Annotated in this window: 14 protein-coding genes; all 14 read left to right on the top strand. The window is 46.8% G+C overall.

Translation table 11 applies throughout. The annotated features are described in order from the left end of the window. Position 1 precedes the first annotated feature (1 nt). The 14 genes from rpoC to lepB all read left to right on the top strand — a co-directional run bounded on the left by rpoC (position 2) and on the right by lepB (position 16,940). Positions 2 to 3,625 (top strand): DNA-directed RNA polymerase subunit beta', encoded by a 3,624-nt coding sequence (gene rpoC, locus ABCW47_RS00110; protein ID WP_343207829.1) that lies wholly within the window; start codon positions 2 to 4, stop codon positions 3,623 to 3,625. A 356-nt stretch (positions 3,626 to 3,981) separates the two neighbouring features. Beyond that, entirely contained in the window at positions 3,982 to 5,220 is a 1,239-nt protein-coding gene (locus tag ABCW47_RS00115) for an ABC transporter substrate-binding protein (protein WP_343207830.1), read from the top strand. A 202-nt stretch (positions 5,221 to 5,422) separates the two neighbouring features. Continuing rightward, complete coding sequence (locus tag ABCW47_RS00120; RefSeq protein ID WP_343207831.1) at positions 5,423 to 6,298, top strand: branched-chain amino acid ABC transporter permease; 876 nt, start codon at positions 5,423 to 5,425, stop codon at positions 6,296 to 6,298. An 11-nt stretch (positions 6,299 to 6,309) separates the two neighbouring features. Continuing rightward, entirely contained in the window at positions 6,310 to 7,323 is a 1,014-nt protein-coding gene (locus tag ABCW47_RS00125; protein WP_343207832.1) for a branched-chain amino acid ABC transporter permease, read from the top strand. A 20-nt stretch (positions 7,324 to 7,343) separates the two neighbouring features. Continuing rightward, positions 7,344 to 8,108, top strand: coding sequence for an ABC transporter ATP-binding protein (locus ABCW47_RS00130; protein WP_343207833.1), 765 nt, complete (start codon positions 7,344 to 7,346; stop codon positions 8,106 to 8,108). Positions 8,109 to 8,128: 20 nt separating this feature from the next. Continuing rightward, positions 8,129 to 8,836 carry an ABC transporter ATP-binding protein gene (locus ABCW47_RS00135; RefSeq protein ID WP_343209561.1) on the top strand — a complete coding sequence of 236 codons (708 nt, stop codon included), beginning with the start codon at positions 8,129 to 8,131 and terminating at the stop codon, positions 8,834 to 8,836. A gap of 42 nt (positions 8,837 to 8,878) precedes the next feature. Further along, entirely contained in the window at positions 8,879 to 9,391 is a 513-nt protein-coding gene (locus ABCW47_RS00140; protein WP_343207834.1) for an L-2-amino-thiazoline-4-carboxylic acid hydrolase, read from the top strand. 14 nt (positions 9,392 to 9,405) lie between these two features. Next, on the top strand, positions 9,406 to 10,683 hold the full coding sequence (locus ABCW47_RS00145) for an L-cysteine desulfidase family protein (RefSeq protein ID WP_343207835.1): 1,278 nt from the start codon (positions 9,406 to 9,408) through the stop codon (positions 10,681 to 10,683). 150 nt (positions 10,684 to 10,833) lie between these two features. After that, positions 10,834 to 11,979 carry a hypothetical protein gene (locus ABCW47_RS00150; protein WP_343207836.1) on the top strand — a complete coding sequence of 382 codons (1,146 nt, stop codon included), beginning with the start codon at positions 10,834 to 10,836 and terminating at the stop codon, positions 11,977 to 11,979. A gap of 121 nt (positions 11,980 to 12,100) precedes the next feature. Further along, complete coding sequence (gene garR / locus ABCW47_RS00155) at positions 12,101 to 12,988, top strand: 2-hydroxy-3-oxopropionate reductase (protein ID WP_343207837.1); 888 nt, start codon at positions 12,101 to 12,103, stop codon at positions 12,986 to 12,988. A gap of 122 nt (positions 12,989 to 13,110) precedes the next feature. After that, a complete protein-coding gene (locus tag ABCW47_RS00160) occupies positions 13,111 to 14,031 on the top strand; it encodes a ketopantoate reductase family protein (RefSeq protein ID WP_343207838.1) in 921 nt (306 codons plus the stop codon). Between the two features lie 21 nt (positions 14,032 to 14,052). After that, on the top strand, positions 14,053 to 15,303 hold the full coding sequence (locus tag ABCW47_RS00165) for a glycerate kinase type-2 family protein (protein WP_343207839.1): 1,251 nt from the start codon (positions 14,053 to 14,055) through the stop codon (positions 15,301 to 15,303). Between the two features lie 423 nt (positions 15,304 to 15,726). Continuing rightward, the gene (locus ABCW47_RS00170) at positions 15,727 to 16,353 is read left to right on the top strand and encodes a hypothetical protein (RefSeq protein WP_343207840.1); all 627 of its coding nucleotides are present in this window, start codon (positions 15,727 to 15,729) and stop codon (positions 16,351 to 16,353) included. After that, positions 16,350 to 16,940 carry a signal peptidase I gene (lepB, locus tag ABCW47_RS00175; protein ID WP_343207841.1) on the top strand — a complete coding sequence of 197 codons (591 nt, stop codon included), beginning with the start codon at positions 16,350 to 16,352 and terminating at the stop codon, positions 16,938 to 16,940. Before ABCW47_RS00170 ends, lepB begins: the two co-directional genes overlap by 4 nt.

Below are 16,940 nucleotides of genomic sequence, written 5' to 3' on the forward strand. Positions count from 1 at the left end.
AATGCAGGAAACAAGTAATGTAAATCAGGAATTGACCTATGACGCAATCAAAATTGGACTTGCTTCACCGGAAAAAATAAGAGAGTGGTCCAGAGGGGAAGTAAAAAAACCTGAGACCATTAACTATAGAACCCTGAAACCTGAGAAGGACGGACTTTTCTGTGAGAAAATATTCGGGCCGAGCAAAGACTGGGAATGTCACTGCGGCAAGTATAAGAAGATCCGTTATAAAGGTGTGGTTTGTGACCGCTGCGGTGTTGAAGTAACCAAGGCGAGCGTGCGCCGTGAGAGAATGGGCCATATTGAGCTGGCTGCTCCGGTGTCGCATATCTGGTACTTCAAGGGAATCCCCAGCCGTATGGGACTGATCCTGGATCTGTCCCCGAGAACTCTGGAGAAAGTATTGTATTTTGCTTCTTATATCGTACTTGATCCGGGCGATACCAACCTTCAGTATAAGCAGGTGCTGTCCGAGAAGGATTTCCGGGATGCTTATGATGAGTTCGGTGATACCTTCCGTGTCGGCATGGGCGCTGAGGCGATTCAGGAGCTTTTGTGCGCGATTGATCTGGAGAGGGAATCTCTGGAATTAAAGACGGGTCTTAAGGATTCTACGGGACAGAAACGTGCCCGGATTATCAAGAGACTGGAAGTTGTGGAGGCATTCCGCGAGTCCGGGAACAGACCGGAATGGATGATCTTGAGTGTTATCCCGGTTATTCCGCCGGATCTGCGTCCGATGGTACAGCTGGACGGCGGACGTTTTGCCACGTCTGATATGAATGATCTGTACCGTCGTATTATTAATAGAAACAACCGTTTGAAACGGCTTCTGGAGCTGGGTGCTCCGGATATTATTGTCAGAAATGAGAAGAGAATGCTTCAGGAAGCGGTAGACGCCCTGATTGACAACGGCAGAAGAGGCCGTCCGGTAACCGGGCCAGGTAACCGTGCATTGAAATCTCTCTCTGATATGTTAAAGGGTAAACAGGGCCGTTTCCGTCAGAACCTGCTGGGCAAGCGTGTGGATTACTCCGGACGTTCCGTTATCGTTGTAGGTCCTGAGCTTAAGATTTATCAGTGCGGACTGCCGAAAGAGATGGCGATCGAGCTGTTTAAACCTTTTGTTATGAAAGAGCTGGTATCTCAGGGTACCGCTCACAATATAAAATCAGCGAAGAAGATGGTAGAACGGCTTCAGCCGGAAGTGTGGGATGTGCTGGAAGAAGTAATCCGCGAGCATCCGGTTATGTTAAACCGTGCTCCTACACTGCACAGGCTGGGTATCCAGGCCTTTGAGCCGATCCTGGTTGAGGGTAAGGCGATCAAGCTGCATCCGCTGGTATGTACGGCGTTCAATGCCGATTTCGATGGCGACCAGATGGCCGTGCATCTTCCGCTGTCTGTGGAAGCACAGGCGGAATGCCGATTCCTTCTGCTGTCTCCGAATAACTTGCTGAAACCTTCCGACGGCGGTCCGGTGGCGGTTCCGTCTCAGGATATGGTTCTGGGTATTTATTATCTGACGCTGATGAAGCCGGGTGATAAAGGAGAAGGCCACTTCTATAAGAATATAAATGAAGCGATTCTGGCCTATGAGAATGGGTTTATTACTCTTCATGCACAGATTAAAGTCAGAAGAGAAGGCGTGAACGCAGAGGGACAGAGAGAATCCAGAATTATTGAGTCTACTCTGGGACGTTTCCTGTTCAATGAGATCATCAGTCAGGATCTGGGCTTTGTAGACAGAAGCAATCCGGATAATTATCTGAAGCTGGAGATTGACTTCCATGTTGGCAAGAAACAGTTAAAGCAGATTCTGGAAAAATGTATCAATACCCATGGTGCGACCAAGACCGCGGAGACTCTGGATGCGATTAAATCACTGGGTTACAAGTATTCTACTCGTGCGGCGATGACAGTATCCATTTCCGACATGACCGTTCCGGATGAGAAAAAACAGATTCTTTCCGATGCGGAGGATACGGTTGAGCTGATCTCCAAGAACTTCCGCCGCGGCCTTATGACCGAGGAGGAGCGTTATAAAGCAGTAATAGAGACCTGGAAGGAAGCCGATGACAAGATTACAGAGGCGCTGCTGACAGGACTTGATAAATACAATAATATTTACATGATGGCAGATTCCGGAGCCCGTGGTTCCGATAAGCAGATCAAGCAGCTGGCGGGTATGCGTGGATTGATGGCGGATACATCAGGCCGTACGATCGAACTGCCGATCAAGTCCAACTTCCGTGAGGGGCTGGACGTACTGGAATACTTTATTTCCGCCCACGGCGCCAGAAAAGGTTTGTCCGATACAGCGCTGCGTACAGCCGATTCCGGATATCTGACCAGACGTCTGGTGGATGTATCGCAGGATCTGATCATCCGTGAAGTGGACTGCTGTGAGGGCAAGGACGAGATTCCGGGGATGGTTATCAAAGCGTTCACGGATGGGCGTGAGGTGATTGAAAGTCTGGAAGAGCGTATTACAGGACGTTATGCGTGTGAGACCCTTTGCGATGCCGACGGCGAGATTATAGTCAAAGCGAACCATATGATTACTCCGAAACGGGCTGCCAGAATTGTGGCAACCGGTGTGACCACCGTTAAGATCCGTACCATCCTTACCTGCAGATCCCACATCGGTATCTGTGCGAAATGCTATGGGGCCAATATGGCAACCGGCGAGGCAGTTCAGGTGGGCGAGGCAGTAGGAATTATCGCGGCTCAGTCGATTGGTGAACCCGGTACACAGCTTACCATGCGTACGTTCCACACCGGCGGTGTGGCCGGTGACGATATCACACAGGGTCTTCCCCGTGTCGAGGAGCTGTTTGAGGCCAGAAAGCCGAAAGGACTTGCGATCATATCTGAGTTTGCGGGAACCATAACCATAAATGACACGAAGAAAAAACGTGAAGTAATTGTTAATAATAATGAAACAGGAGAGTCCAAGACTTATCTGATTCCTTATGGTTCCAGAATTAAAGTGACCGACGGACAGATCATTGAGGCCGGTGACGAGCTGACAGAAGGTAGTGTCAATCCTCATGATATCTTAAAGATCAAGGGTGTGCGTGCCGTACAGGATTACATGATCCAGGAGGTTCAGAGAGTTTACCGCCTTCAGGGTGTTGAGATTAATGATAAGCATATCGAGGTTATCGTACGTCAGATGTTAAAGAAGATCCGTGTGGAGAATAATGGAGATTCCGAATTCCTTCCGGGGACCCTGGTGGATTCACTGGAGTTTGAGGATGTGAATGAAGAACTGGAGGCCAAGGGGCTGGAGCAGGCGGACGGCAAACAGGTGATGCTGGGTATCACAAAGGCATCTCTTGCTACGAATTCCTTCCTGTCGGCGGCGTCCTTCCAGGAGACTACAAAGGTTCTGACAGAGGCGGCGATAAAAGGTAAAGTAGACCCGCTGATCGGGCTGAAAGAAAATGTAATTATTGGTAAATTGATTCCGGCCGGTACCGGTATGAAACGTTATCGGAATGTAAAACTGGACAGTGACATCAATGATTCTTATAACCTTGTTCATGATGAGGGTCTTAATCTGGATGAAGAGCCGGATGAGATTACAGAAGCTCTGGACTTTGTATTTGAAGAAAAATAGCAGTAAATATGCGGGATTCGGTCCGAATGGACCGGGTCCCTTTTTGCATTTTGGGATACATTAATAGAAACAGCAGGACGATAAAATGGGCTAAAATTGTCTCTTAATATAAAAAAGTACCAAATTTATTATCTGAATTGGAGAGGAAATAAAATTAGTTTTTACATATTGAATAACTTTTATAAAAATGTTGAAAAAAATTTGTCGATTTGTTATAATAAGGATTGTCAAGTTAAGAACGGGTTATGAATCATCTAAGGTTTAAGAAAATTAAGTTCTGCAGCCCCATATTTATCTTTGCGGAGCTTGAGGATGACTCGGAGGATTTGGCGAAACTTAATTCAGGAGGAGAGACTATGAAAACAAAGTTTACAAAACTTGTAGGATTGCTGCTGGTTTTAACCCTGGTATGCAGTTCTCTTGTTGGCTGCGGCAAGAAGGATGACGGCGCTGCTGACGACAACAAAGGTGATACTAACAATGAAGCTCAGACACCTGCCGGTGATGACAAAGAAGCTGATAACGGCGGTGAAGCAGCAGACAACCTGAAAATTGCATTGGTTGGACCTATGACAGGTGACAACGCTCAGTACGGCAAACAGTTCGAGCGTGGTGTAAAAGAATACCTGGAAGTATACAATGCAAAGGGCGGCACACAGGTAACTGTGGATATCTTCGATGATAAGAACGATGCAAAAGAAGCAGTAAGTATTGCGAATAAGATCCTTTCCGACGGTGGCTACATGGCTATTATCGGGCCGTTCAGTTCTACATGTGCTCTGGCTATGGCAGAGGTTACTGATGAAGAGAAGTTAATCACAATTTCTCCTTCTTGTTCACATGTTGACTATGTTAAATTGTATGACTATACATTCCGTCTTTCCCATGTTAACGCATTGGAAGGTGAATGTGCAGCTCAGTACATAAAAGATACATGGGGCAGCACCAAAGTTGCCGGTATCTACACCAACAATGACTGGGGCATCGGCGTTGACGAGGCTTATGTTGCAAAATGTAAAGAACTGGGAATGGAAGTTGTTGCCAATGAGTCCTTTATCCAGGGCCAGACAAAAGACTTCTCCGCAGCTCTTACCAAATTAAAACAGGCCGGAGCAGAAGCTGTTTATTACATGGGTCAGTATACAGAAGCAGGCGGACTGCTGAAACAGATCAAGGATATGGGTATGGATATTCATACTATCATCACTACTTCTTCTTATAAGATTGAGACTCTTCAGCTGGCAGGCGACGCAGCAAAGGATGTTGTATTCCTGAATGGTTTCTTTGAAGATCCGGATGATAAAGAATTCCAGGATTTCAAACAGTTGCTGAAAGACAAATATGATGTAGCTGTAGATAACTTCGTACTGCGTGCTTATGATGCAGCCGACTGGTTAATGCAGGCTTATGACAAGTGTAAATCTACTGATCCTGACACCTTAAAACAGGCTTTATGTGATGTTGGTGCAGCTGGATTTGAAGGTATCGGCGGCGACTTTACTCTGAACGAAGAGCGTAATGTAATCCGTGAATTCTATCAGTTCCAGTGGAATGGTAAATCTGGCGATGAGCTTGGTTTCGAGATCATGCAGTAATTACATCAAATTAAATATTAAAATGACGAAATAAGTTTTTTCAAAATCCTCAAGAAGTCTTTTCTGCGACCTGGAAACAGGTCGCAGAACAATTATATAGGGAGCAATGAGGGGGGAAAGCTGCCTCCGGTTGCGGATGCGTGATCCGGAAATCGAAGGCAGGACAAGATGGAAAAACGAATAGAGGAAAGCAGGTGAAAGGGTGTTTCTACAGCAGGTTATTAATGGATTGACAATCGGAAGCTCTTACGCGCTCGTAGCGGTTGGTTATTCCATGGTTTTCGGCGTGTTGAGGCTGACGAACTTCGCCCATATGTCCGTATTCATGCTGGGTGGATACATAGCGGCTGTTGCTTTGCAGGGAGGTCTGGGCCTTCCGCTGGCAGTTATATTGTCTATCGCGGGCTGTGGTATCTTCGGCGTACTGGTTGACCGGTGTGCGCTGATGCCGATGAGAAAAAGAGGGGCTGCCAGAATATCTTATATGATTTGTACGATCGGTATTTCTACCTTTCTGCAGAACCTGATTATGATTGTTTTCGGTTCAGAGGCTATCCCATTCAAGGAGGTCTTTACGAGAGGACAGTTTACAATCGGCAATGCGGTTGTCAGTTATCTTCAGATCTTTACTATGGCATTGACACTGCTCCTGATGGCGGGGATGTCACTTCTGGTTTACAAAACGAAGATGGGTTCTTCTATGAGAGCAATCTCTCAGAATGAGGTTGCTGCGAAATTGATGGGCGTAAATACAGACCGTGTTATTACCTTTACATTCTTCCTGGGCAGCGCGCTTGCGGCTGTGGCAGGTATCATGTTCGGTATGTACTACTACAGTGTTGACCTCCAGATGGGCTTTACAGTTGGTATGAAGACATTTGCTTCTGCTGTACTGGGCGGTATCGGAAGTCTTCCGGGCGCGGTTGTGGGCGGTTTCTCCATTGGTGTAATGGAAGCCCTGTTCGCCGGATATGTCAGCTCCGGTTTCAAGGATGCTGTTGGTTTTATTGTCTTAATTATTGTTCTTATTATTAAACCTTCCGGTTTGATGGGACAAAAGAACGTGAGCAAGGTATAGGAGGAGAAGAAATGCAAAAGCATAAAGGTTTAAATCCGAAAATTCGTATCGGAATTTTTGTGGTACTGATTGCATTGGTTGTTCTCTTCCCGTTCTATGCACCGGATCAGTACCTCGTACGTGTGGCAACGCTTTGTGTCATGTATTCTGCGCTGGCACTTAGTCTTAACTTGATTACCGGATTTATGGGCCAGGTATCCCTGGGGCATGCAGCCTTCATGGGAATCGGCGCATATACTTCCGCCATATTGTCCAGCCGCTTTGAGTGGCCGTTTCTGTTAACTATGATCTGTGCACTTGTGGTAGCGGGAATCTTTGGTATGCTGTTAGGTTTCCCGGCGCTGAAATTAAGCGGTACCTACCTGGCAATCGTTACATTAGGTTTCTGTGAAGTGGTTCGTCTGGTTGAATTAAACTGGGTTTCCCTCACACGTGGGCCGATGGGTATGACAGGTATTGCAAAACCGGTTATTTTCGGAATCCAGATCAAGAACAACACCGGTTATTATATACTGGCTTTAATTCTGCTTGTTATTGTAATGGCAATTGTAATGAATATCGTTAACTCCCATGTGGGACGTGGCATCATGTCCGTGCGTGAGGATGAGATCGCTGCAGCGGCTATGGGCGTAAACCTTCGTAACTATAAGGTTATGACGTTTACCATTTCATCTGCTCTCGCCGGTATGATGGGTGCGTTCTACGCACACTATATGAGATTTATTGATCCTTCGGCGTTTAACTTTGACCAGTCCACCGGTATGCTGAGTATGGTTATCCTCGGTGGTATGGGCGGCGTTCCGGGCAGCATCCTGGGTGCGGTTATTCTTTCGATTCTGCCTGAGGCCCTGCGTGATCTTTCCAATCTGCGTATGCTGATCTACGGTCTGGTTATCGCGGTCATGATGATTTTCCGTCCACAGGGTATTCTGGGCCGGAAGACATTCTCTGATTTCCTTGGAATCCGCAAGAAATATGCGATTTCAGATGAAGAGGCTGCAAAACTGTTAGAGGAAGACAACTAAATGATGGGAGGAAATGAAATATGAGTGCAATGCTAGAATTAGTGGACGTTACCCAGCGTTTTGGTGGTCTTGTTGCAGTTTCAAAGCTGAACATCAAGGTGGAAGAGAACTTGATTACCGGCCTGATCGGACCGAACGGTGCCGGCAAGACAACGACTTTCAATGTAATTACCGGTGTCTATAATCCGACCGAAGGCAAGGTATTCTTTGAGGGAAAAGAAATTACCGGTAAACCAATTCACGAGGTAACGAAGTGTGGAATGGCTAGAACATTCCAGAATATTCGTTTGTTTAAATCATTGTCCGTTCTGGAGAATGTAAAGATAGGTATGCACATCCGGGCAAAATCAGATTTGTTCAGCGCGATGTTCCGTCTGCCAAGAAGAAATAAGGCGGAGAAGGAAATCAACAAAGAATGTATGAAATTGCTGGCGCTGACCGGACTTGCAGGAAATGCGGATGATCGGGCAGACAGCCTGCCCTACGGTGCACAGAGGCGTCTGGAAATCGTACGTGCCATGGCAACCGGTGCAAGGCTTTTGCTGCTGGATGAGCCTGCTGCAGGTATGAACGAGCAGGAGACAGCAGAATTGACGGCATTTATCCGGGAGCTTAAGAATGATGGCTACACGGTATTGCTGATTGAGCATGATATGAAACTGGTTATGAATCTCTGTGATTATATCTATGTACAGAACCAGGGTGAACTGATTGCTTCCGGTACTCCGGCTGAGATACAGTCAAACAAAGCGGTTATCGATGCTTATCTTGGCGAGGAGGTGTAGGAATGGGCGATAAAAAAGAGATCTTAAAAGTTGAGAACTTAAAGGTTAACTACGGTGCAATCCGTGCCCTGAAGGGTATAAACTTATCTGTCCGGGAAGGACAGATCGTAACCCTGATCGGTGCCAACGGTGCAGGAAAAAGTACTACGATGAATACGATTTCCGGTATTGTACATGCAGCGGAAGGTAAAATAACCTTTGACGGCAAGGATTTGACCAATAAGGCTACCGATTATATTGTAAAAAGCCGTGTCATCCTGTCTCCGGAGGGACGTCAGGTATTCCCGCAGATGACGGTTCTTGAGAATCTGATGATGGGAGCATTGACTGTTACCGATAAAAAGATGGTGGACGAGACACTGACAACAGTATATGATCTGTTCCCGATTTTGAAGGACAGGCAGAAACAGGCGGCCGGAACTCTTTCCGGCGGTGAGCAGCAGATGCTGGCGGTAGGAAGAGCCATGATGGCAGATCCAAAGCTTCTTATGCTGGATGAGCCTTCTCTGGGTTTGGCACCGCTGATTGTCAAAGATATTTTCGAGCTGATTAAAAAGATTAATAAGATGGGCACAACCATCCTTCTGGTAGAACAGAATGCGAAGATGGCGTTGTCTATTTCAGACTATGGATATGTTTTGGAAACTGGTAATATTGCTATGGAAGGCAAAGCTTCTGATCTGATGAATGATCCGAAGGTTATCGATGCTTTCCTTGGCGGTATCTAATAACCATATTTCACAATAACGAAGAGAAAAGGAGAAAAAATTATGTCTAAAGTTAAAAATGTCCCGAAGATTACGGATGATCCTCAGGTTAATATTAGAAGATCCGATATCGAGCAGAGAGCAGAATGGTTCTGGTTCATGAACGATGAAGCTGAAAAACGCGGCATCGACTGGGAAGAGTACTGCAGACCGGCTATCCGCCGTGTAGGCTGCTTCCGTGGTGAGGAATCCATGGCGAATTTCAAAGATCGCGGAGACCTTCAGGAACTGTTGAATATGTTCAGAAATAATGAACTGGGAACAAAGACATTCGAGAAAGAGTATGTAAAAGACACTCCGGAAGAGATCATCATTGACCATCACTATTGTCCGTTAGTAGCTGCTTGGCAGAAACTGACCGATGATGATGATCTGCTCTACAAATGCTGTGATGTTGCTATGGAAGGCGACAGAGGTATCTTCAGCCTTGTAGAAGATGCAGAGTTCTTCCTGGACAGCACGATTGCCGATGGCAGTGATGTCTGTAGACTGAGATTGCGCAAGAAAAACAAATAAGGAGAATGTTATAAATGCTTAGTAAGGATGACTGTAGCAAGTTCGCTGCGATAATGAGAGAAGAGATGCTCACTGCTCTGGGCTGTACGGAGCCAATTGCAATTGCTTTTGCTGCTGCAAAGGCAAAAGAAGTGCTTGGAGAAATTCCGGACCGCATGGTAGTGGAATGCAGTGGAAATATTGTTAAAAATGCAAAGGCAGTTATTGTTCCTATGACAATCGACCTGCGCGGTATGGCTGCTGCGGCTTTAGTTGGCGCGGTAGGCGGAAGCTCAGATCTGAAACTGGAAGTTCTGACAACAGTAACAGACGATGATCTGAAATTAACGAAAGAGCTTCTGGATAAAGGCATCTGTGAAGTAAAGGTACTGGATTCCCTTGCAAAATTACATATCATTGTAAGCTGCTTTAAGGATGATAAGAGTTCTAAAGTAGAGATTATGCATACGCACGACGGAATTGTTCACATCGAGAAAAACGGCGAAGTGATCTATGATATCCCTCATTCTGCGGAAGAGCTGGACGAAGGCATGACCGATCGTTCCTGCCTGACGGTAGAAAAGATCCTGGAGTATGCCGATACCGCTGATTTATCAGAGGTGGAAGATCTGCTGGAGAAACAGATTGAGTGCAATTCAGCGATTGCCAAAGAAGGACTTACCAATGACTGGGGTGCAGCTGTTGGCAAGACTTTGATCGAGACTTATGGAAATGACGTGAAGATCCGTGCAAAAGCTGCTGCGGCAGCTGGCTCTGATGCGCGTATGAATGGTTGTGAGATGCCTGTTGTAATCAACTCTGGAAGCGGGAATCAGGGTATTACCGTATCTGTTCCTGTTATCGAGTATGCAAAGGAACTGGGCGTATCCAAAAAGAAACTTCATCAGGCGCTGGTAGTATCCAATCTGATCGGAATTCACCAGAAGGCTAAAGTCGGCCGTCTGAGCGCATTCTGCGGTGCAGTCAGTGCCGGTACGGCAGCTGCCTGCGGCATCGCTTATCTTCAGGGTGCGGATGCTAAGATCATTGGTCAGATCATTGTAAATGCTCTCGGCAATGTAGGCGGAATCGTATGTGATGGGGCGAAATCCTCCTGTGCTGCGAAGATTGCTTCCTCTGTTGAAGCTGGTTTGATCGGATATGAGATGGCAAAGAAGGGAAGAGGTTTCCTTCCTGGAGAAGGCCTTGTAAAGAGTGATGTGGAGAAGACAATCGACAGCTTCTGCCGTATGGCAAAAGATGGCATGCAGGTTACCGATGAAGAAATTCTGCACATCATGGTAGAAGACTAAAAAACATAGTAATGTCTGAATCCGGACCGGTATCCGGTCTGGCATGACGGCAGGATAAGATAAGGGGATTCCAATTTTGATTGGGTCCCCTTTCTTTTCAATCGAAAATAATGCAGGCAGGAACGGGTGTCTGCGAAAGGAGGAGACTGCATGAAAAGAAGAGAGGACCTGAAGATTTTTTTGATCGGGGTAGGATATCTGGCCTATTATATTACGCCTTGTTACCGGGCAATTCTGAGAGATAATATCGGCAGTCAGATGATAGGAATAAAAGGAAGTGAAAGAGGGTTAAAGGAGCGGCAGGAGCTGTTTCCGTTTCCTCTTCAGGTGCAGAATACGAGGGCTGCACTGGATGAAATGAAACCGGACCTGATACTCCTCGCACCGAAGCCGGATCAGATACCCGGTATCATGGAAGAAGTATTGATCCCTTATTATGAAGATTGCAGAAAGGCAGGGGAGATTCTTCCGGATCTGTATTCGTTTGCGCCGGACCCTCAGGTGTCCTATTTTTATGATAAGCTGGGCGGAGATGTGAACGAAGCTAATCTGCTTCCCAATATGGTAAATGAACTTCACGGTATTAATGTGGCACCTGTAGGAGTCTCTTTTATTTCTTTTGATGAACGGAGAGAATGGCCGGAAGAAAATAAAAAACTGGCTCTGGATTTTCTGAAACCAACTGCTACCGTGATTGAGGTGCCTGCAAAATATGCGGTACCTTTTCTGGCCCTGAAGGTTGCCAGCCATACGACTTATGAGATGTGCTTTATTCTCCAGGATGTGCTGAAAGAAAAGGGGATTGAGGTGCCATTGGCAGCTCTGGCCAGTGCTATGAGGACGTATCATCGAGAGAATTTCAAAGATATTGATCCAGCGCTGTATCCATGTTCGGAGGATGATGCACCGGAAGAAATCAGGGTATTTATCTGCGAGATGGTTCAGGGCTGGTACCGTGGTATCGTACGCTATGCGGTTTCCATTGGGATGGATGAATGGATTGCCAGACGGATGGCCGGAGGCACGATGGAACTTCATTTGATGACGATCCAGATGGAACCCAGGGAAGTACTGGATCAGAATGTGGCAAATCACGCCACAAAAGGCGGCGTGCTGGAGAAGGCGATCATTACGTTTGATGAAATTGGATATCAGTATCTGACGGAGGTCTTCCGGCACTTTATGGAGGGATATCCGGATTCGGATTTTGATGTTAAAATAGAGCAGCTTGCGTTTGATGTAACGAAAGCGGTTTCGGATCATGGCATGACACTTGGCAAACTGAACCAGAAGTGATTTGTACAAATCTATATGGTGCATTTTTACAGGACATATGCTATGATTATTATATGGCGGGCCTTGTCAGACAAGTGGACGCTAAATCAACAGACAGCTTTGGAAAGGAAGGTTTTGTAAGATGAAAATTGGTTTTATTGGCTTGGGAATTATGGGGAAACCCATGAGTAAAAATCTTTTAAAAGCAGGTTATGAGCTGATTGTTAATGATATTAATCAGGCAGCGGTAGAAGAACTGGTTGCAGCAGGTGCGAAGTCTGCAGCGACGGCAGCTGAGGCAGCAGCTCAGTCTGATCTGGTTATTACGATGGTTCCGAATTCTCCTCAGGTAAAACAGGTGGTGCTGGGGGAAAATGGCGTTTTGGAAGGCGCGAAAGAGGGATTAATTCTGGTAGATATGAGTTCAATAGCTCCTCTGGCATCCAAAGAAGTGGAAGCAGAGTGCGCTAAGAAGGGTGTCAAGATGCTGGATGCTCCTGTATCCGGCGGGGAGCCGAAGGCTGTGGACGGAACTTTGTCTATTATGGTTGGCGGTGACAAGGCGGTATTTGAGAGCGTGAAGGATATTCTTCTGGTGATGGGCGCCAGTGCCGTATATTGCGGTGAAATTGGTGCCGGCAACACAACGAAACTGGCTAATCAGGTTGTTGTAGCGCTGAATATTGCGGCTGTTGCAGAAGCATTTACTCTGGCAAAAAAGGCAGGCGTAGATCCGGATCTGGTATATCAGGCTATCCGCGGCGGACTGGCTGGTTCTACGGTTATGGATGCGAAAGGAACAATGATGCTGGAAGACAATTTCAAACCTGGATTCCGCATTGATCTGCATATTAAGGATCTGAATAACGCACTGGAGACCGGCCATGGCGTGGGTTCTCCGCTGCCGCTGACTGCAGCTGTTATGGAGATGATGCAGACTCTGCATGCAGACGGATTCGGCAACGATGATCACAGCGCTCTGGCAAAATATTATGCAAAGGTATCCGGTGAGAAAATCTCCGATAAATAAGTAAAGTTTAATAAACGGCATTATGCCATAAGGGAACCTTCTCCAAGGATTAATTGTGTGAAGGTTCCTTGTTTATACTAAGACGGTTCGCGAAGCGTGCCGGCGTTTGAGGAGGATTGGGTATGAAATATTTGGTTTTAGGAGCCGGAGGCACCGGCGGCTGTATTGCTGCTTATCTGGCGGAAGGCGGAATGGATGTTACCATGATAGCCAGGGGAGCGCATCTGGAAGCAATGAGGGCAAATGGATTTCTGGTAAAGGGTACCAGAATGGGCGATCTCTGTCTGCGCGAAGACAAATTGAAGCTTGCGACAACAGAAGATTATGAGGAAAAGGCAGATGTGATTCTGCTCTGCGTGAAGAGCTATTCTGTGGAAGAGCTGGTGCCGTTTATGAGAAAAGCTACCCATGAAAAGAGTCTGATCATACCGATTCTGAACGTAGTGAATACGGGTGAAGTGCTGGCAAAGTGGCTGCCTGAACGGACAGTGCTCAGCGGATGTATCTATATCGCATCCTATATCAGCGCACCAGGAGTGGTGGAGCAGCTGACTCCGTCTTTCCGTGTTGTTTACGGGGACCGGGAGGGGACCGCCGACAAAGAGATGATGGAGGCGGTGGCGCAGGATATGCGCAGCTGCAACATGGATATAGTAGTAGCTGAAAATATTGCACAGGCCGCTTTCGATAAATTCTTATTCTTATCACCCTATGCGGCAGCCGGGGCTTATCTGGACGTACTCTCTTCTGAATTTCAGAAGGAAGGAGAAGCAAGGGATTTGTTCGTTGCTCTGTTAAAAGAGGTGGTTGGGATCTCCAAAGCGCTGGGCTATGACTATGGAAAGGATATGGTCGCTGCTAAGACAGACCACCTGAAGGTTTTAAATCCCACCTCCACGGCGTCTATGGTGAAGGATGTGAAGAAGGGCGGAAAGAGTGAGATTGACGGCCTTGTGTTTGAAGTTGTGAGAATGGGAAGAAAACTGGGTGTACCCTGTCCGAATTATGAAAAGGTTGCCGCCCATTTCGGCTACACTCTTTAAAGAAACAGGAAAGGTATGAAAATGATGAGTATTAGAGAGGATGCAGACAGGATTATCAGGCAGTCGATCCGGGAAATGCTTCCCAATGAAGCGGTGGAACGGGCTCTGAAACAGAAAAATCTGGAGGGTAACGTTGTTGTAGTCGCTGTAGGAAAAGCCGGATGGACGATGGGAAATACAGCAAAGACGGTTCTGGGTGATCAGGTTAAGAAGGGAGTTATCGTAACGAAGTATGAACACTCTCAGGGTGATATAGAGGGATTTACCATTATAGAAGCGGGGCATCCGGTCCCGGATGAAAACTCTGTGCTGGGGACTGAGAAAGCCATAGAGGCGGTGAGCGGGCTAACGGAACAGGATACAGTTGTATTCTTGATTTCCGGGGGTGGCTCTGCGCTCTTTGAACGTCCTCTTGAAGGCATTACCCTGGATGACATTCAGGATGTAACGAAACAGCTGCTGCGCTGCGGTGCTGATATCGTGGAGATTAATACTATAAGAAAGCATCTGTCGGCGGTTAAGGCAGGGCGATTTGCAAAGCTCTGTGCACCGGCGAAGGTTTATGCTATTGTGCTTTCTGATGTATTGGGTGACCGGCTGGATTCCATTGCTTCCGGACCTGCCTATCCGGACAGCTCTACCTGTGAGGAAGCCCTTGCTATCGTGAAGAAATATGGCCTGACCTTTGATGAGCGCATCATTAGCAGGCTTGGACAGGAGACTCCGAAAGAGCTGGATAATGTGGAAACGGTGATTACAGGAAGCGTTAGCGAACTCTGCCGTGCGGCCGCGAAAGAGGCGGAGGTATTAGGCTATACACCCTATATACTCACCTCCACGCTGGACTGTGAGGCAAAGGAAGCCGGAAAGATGCTTTCCTCCATTGCCAGAGAGATAAAGAGCAATCCGGGCTGTGCATTTAAAGCTCCCTGTGCGGTTATTATGGGCGGCGAAACAGTAGTGCGCATCACCGGTGAAGGTCTGGGCGGCAGAAACCAGGAGCTGGCCCTGTCGGCTGCGGACGGAATTGCAGATCTGGGTGATACAGTGGTATTCTCCATTGGTTCCGATGGAACGGACGGGCCAACCGATGCGGCGGGGGGTATGGTGGATGGCGCTACGAGGAAACGACTTTCGGAGAAGAACCTGCAGATCGGCGAGGTGCTTGCGCAGAATGACTCTTATCGGGCGTTAAAGGAAGCGGGTGATTTGATTATAACCGGGCCTACGGGCACGAATGTGAACGATGTAGCGGTACTGTTAATAAAATAATATTTGTTATTGTAAAAAGATCCTGTAACAACAGGGTCTTTTTTTATTGTGTTTAAATTGTGTGATTTGTGAGTATATTTGGCCGCTGACACGCGCATCAGTTTCTGAAATATTCCTTTAAATAGGGGATTTTGAGCCTTTTTTGCCAGTGAATTGCTGCTTAACCATAAAGTAAGATACTTTACGACAGTTTTTCGGGACAAATTGACAGAAAATAATAAAAGATGTCGAAAAATACGGTGCGGAGGTTGAAGTGGAAATGTCCATTTTGTTGCCTTCTGTTTTGTTTATTTCATCTGAAATTCAGAGAGGGTTTTACGGCATACTATGAAACACATAGGCTAAACAAAAGACAGGCGTCTGCCATGGGGAGTGCAGATGGTTGTCTTACGCTGTTGTCTGGGAAGGAAGGGAGAAAATAGCATGGAGAAAAAGGAAATAGGCAGAATTACCTTTCGGACAAACCTGTTCGGCTATCGAAAAGAAGAAGTGATGGATTTTCTCTATGACCTTCTGGAGCAGATGGAAGAAGAGCGGAAGGAATATGAAAGAGAATTAAAAAATAAAGACGAGGTACTTGCCCTCTACAAAGAGGGGAAAGAAAGTGCGGAAAAAATATATGCGTTATTTGTGGAACAGATGAAAAGAAATGAAAACCTGTATGGGGATAACCGGGAACTCCGGAAAGAAGCAGAAATGCTGAGGGAAAGGAAGAAGGAGCTGGAGGCAGAACTGATAGCATACCGGGACCGAGAGGAAGAACGGAACATTATCGGGAAGCTGCCTGAAAGAAGGCATATTGGACTGGAAGAGTTTGAGAGCAGGAGCGGCAGACTCCTGAGAGAAGTATTTGAAGAAGCGAAACGGGAAGCAGAGGAAATCCGAAGAGAAGGAAGAGAAGAGGCAAGACAGATTCGAACACAGGCGGAGGAAGACAGAGAGGAACTGAAACGACTGGTGAGAAGAAGCCGGGAAGAGTTAACCAGGAGCGGTGCGGAGTACGAGAGGTTGTTAAGGCAGATAGAGGAGAAGGAAAGACAGGTAAGATGAGAGAAAACCGGATAACAAGTGTATCGGTAGAGAGACTGAAAAAGCTGGTAGAAGAAGAGCGAAAAGGTTTAGGAAAAAGGCGTAGAAGGAAACAGCTTGTAAGTTTGGGGATCGTGCTGTTTGCGGCTATTTTCCTTATCGTGCTGTTCCGGGAAGTAATCGGGATGCGGATGGTATGGGGAGAATCCATGTATCCATCCTATCAGGCGGGAGATATGATCGTGTACCGCCGTACCAGGGAAAAGATCCGGATAGGAGATGTAGTAGTGATAGAGACCGATGAAGGGGAGCTGCTAAAGAGAATAGCGGGGCTGCCCGGAGATATCGTGGAAATAGAAGAAGGAAGCGGGCGGGTGAGACGGAATGAAATCACCCAGGAGGAACTGTATGCGATAAGAAAAGAGAAGAGCGAGAGCAGTATTGAATACCCGTATGAAGTGGGAGAAGGGGAAATCTTTGTGCTGGGGGATAACAGAGAGTATTCGATGGACAGCCGGAATAAGGAGATGGGGAACATCCGGCTGGAACAGATCAAGGGGAAGGTTATCCTTGTCATAAGAAAGATAAGGGATGGCAGGAACGAGTAA

The sequence above is a fragment of the Anaerolentibacter hominis genome, assembly GCF_032380675.1.
In the GTDB taxonomy this organism is placed as follows: domain Bacteria; phylum Bacillota; class Clostridia; order Lachnospirales; family Lachnospiraceae; genus Anaerolentibacter; species Anaerolentibacter hominis.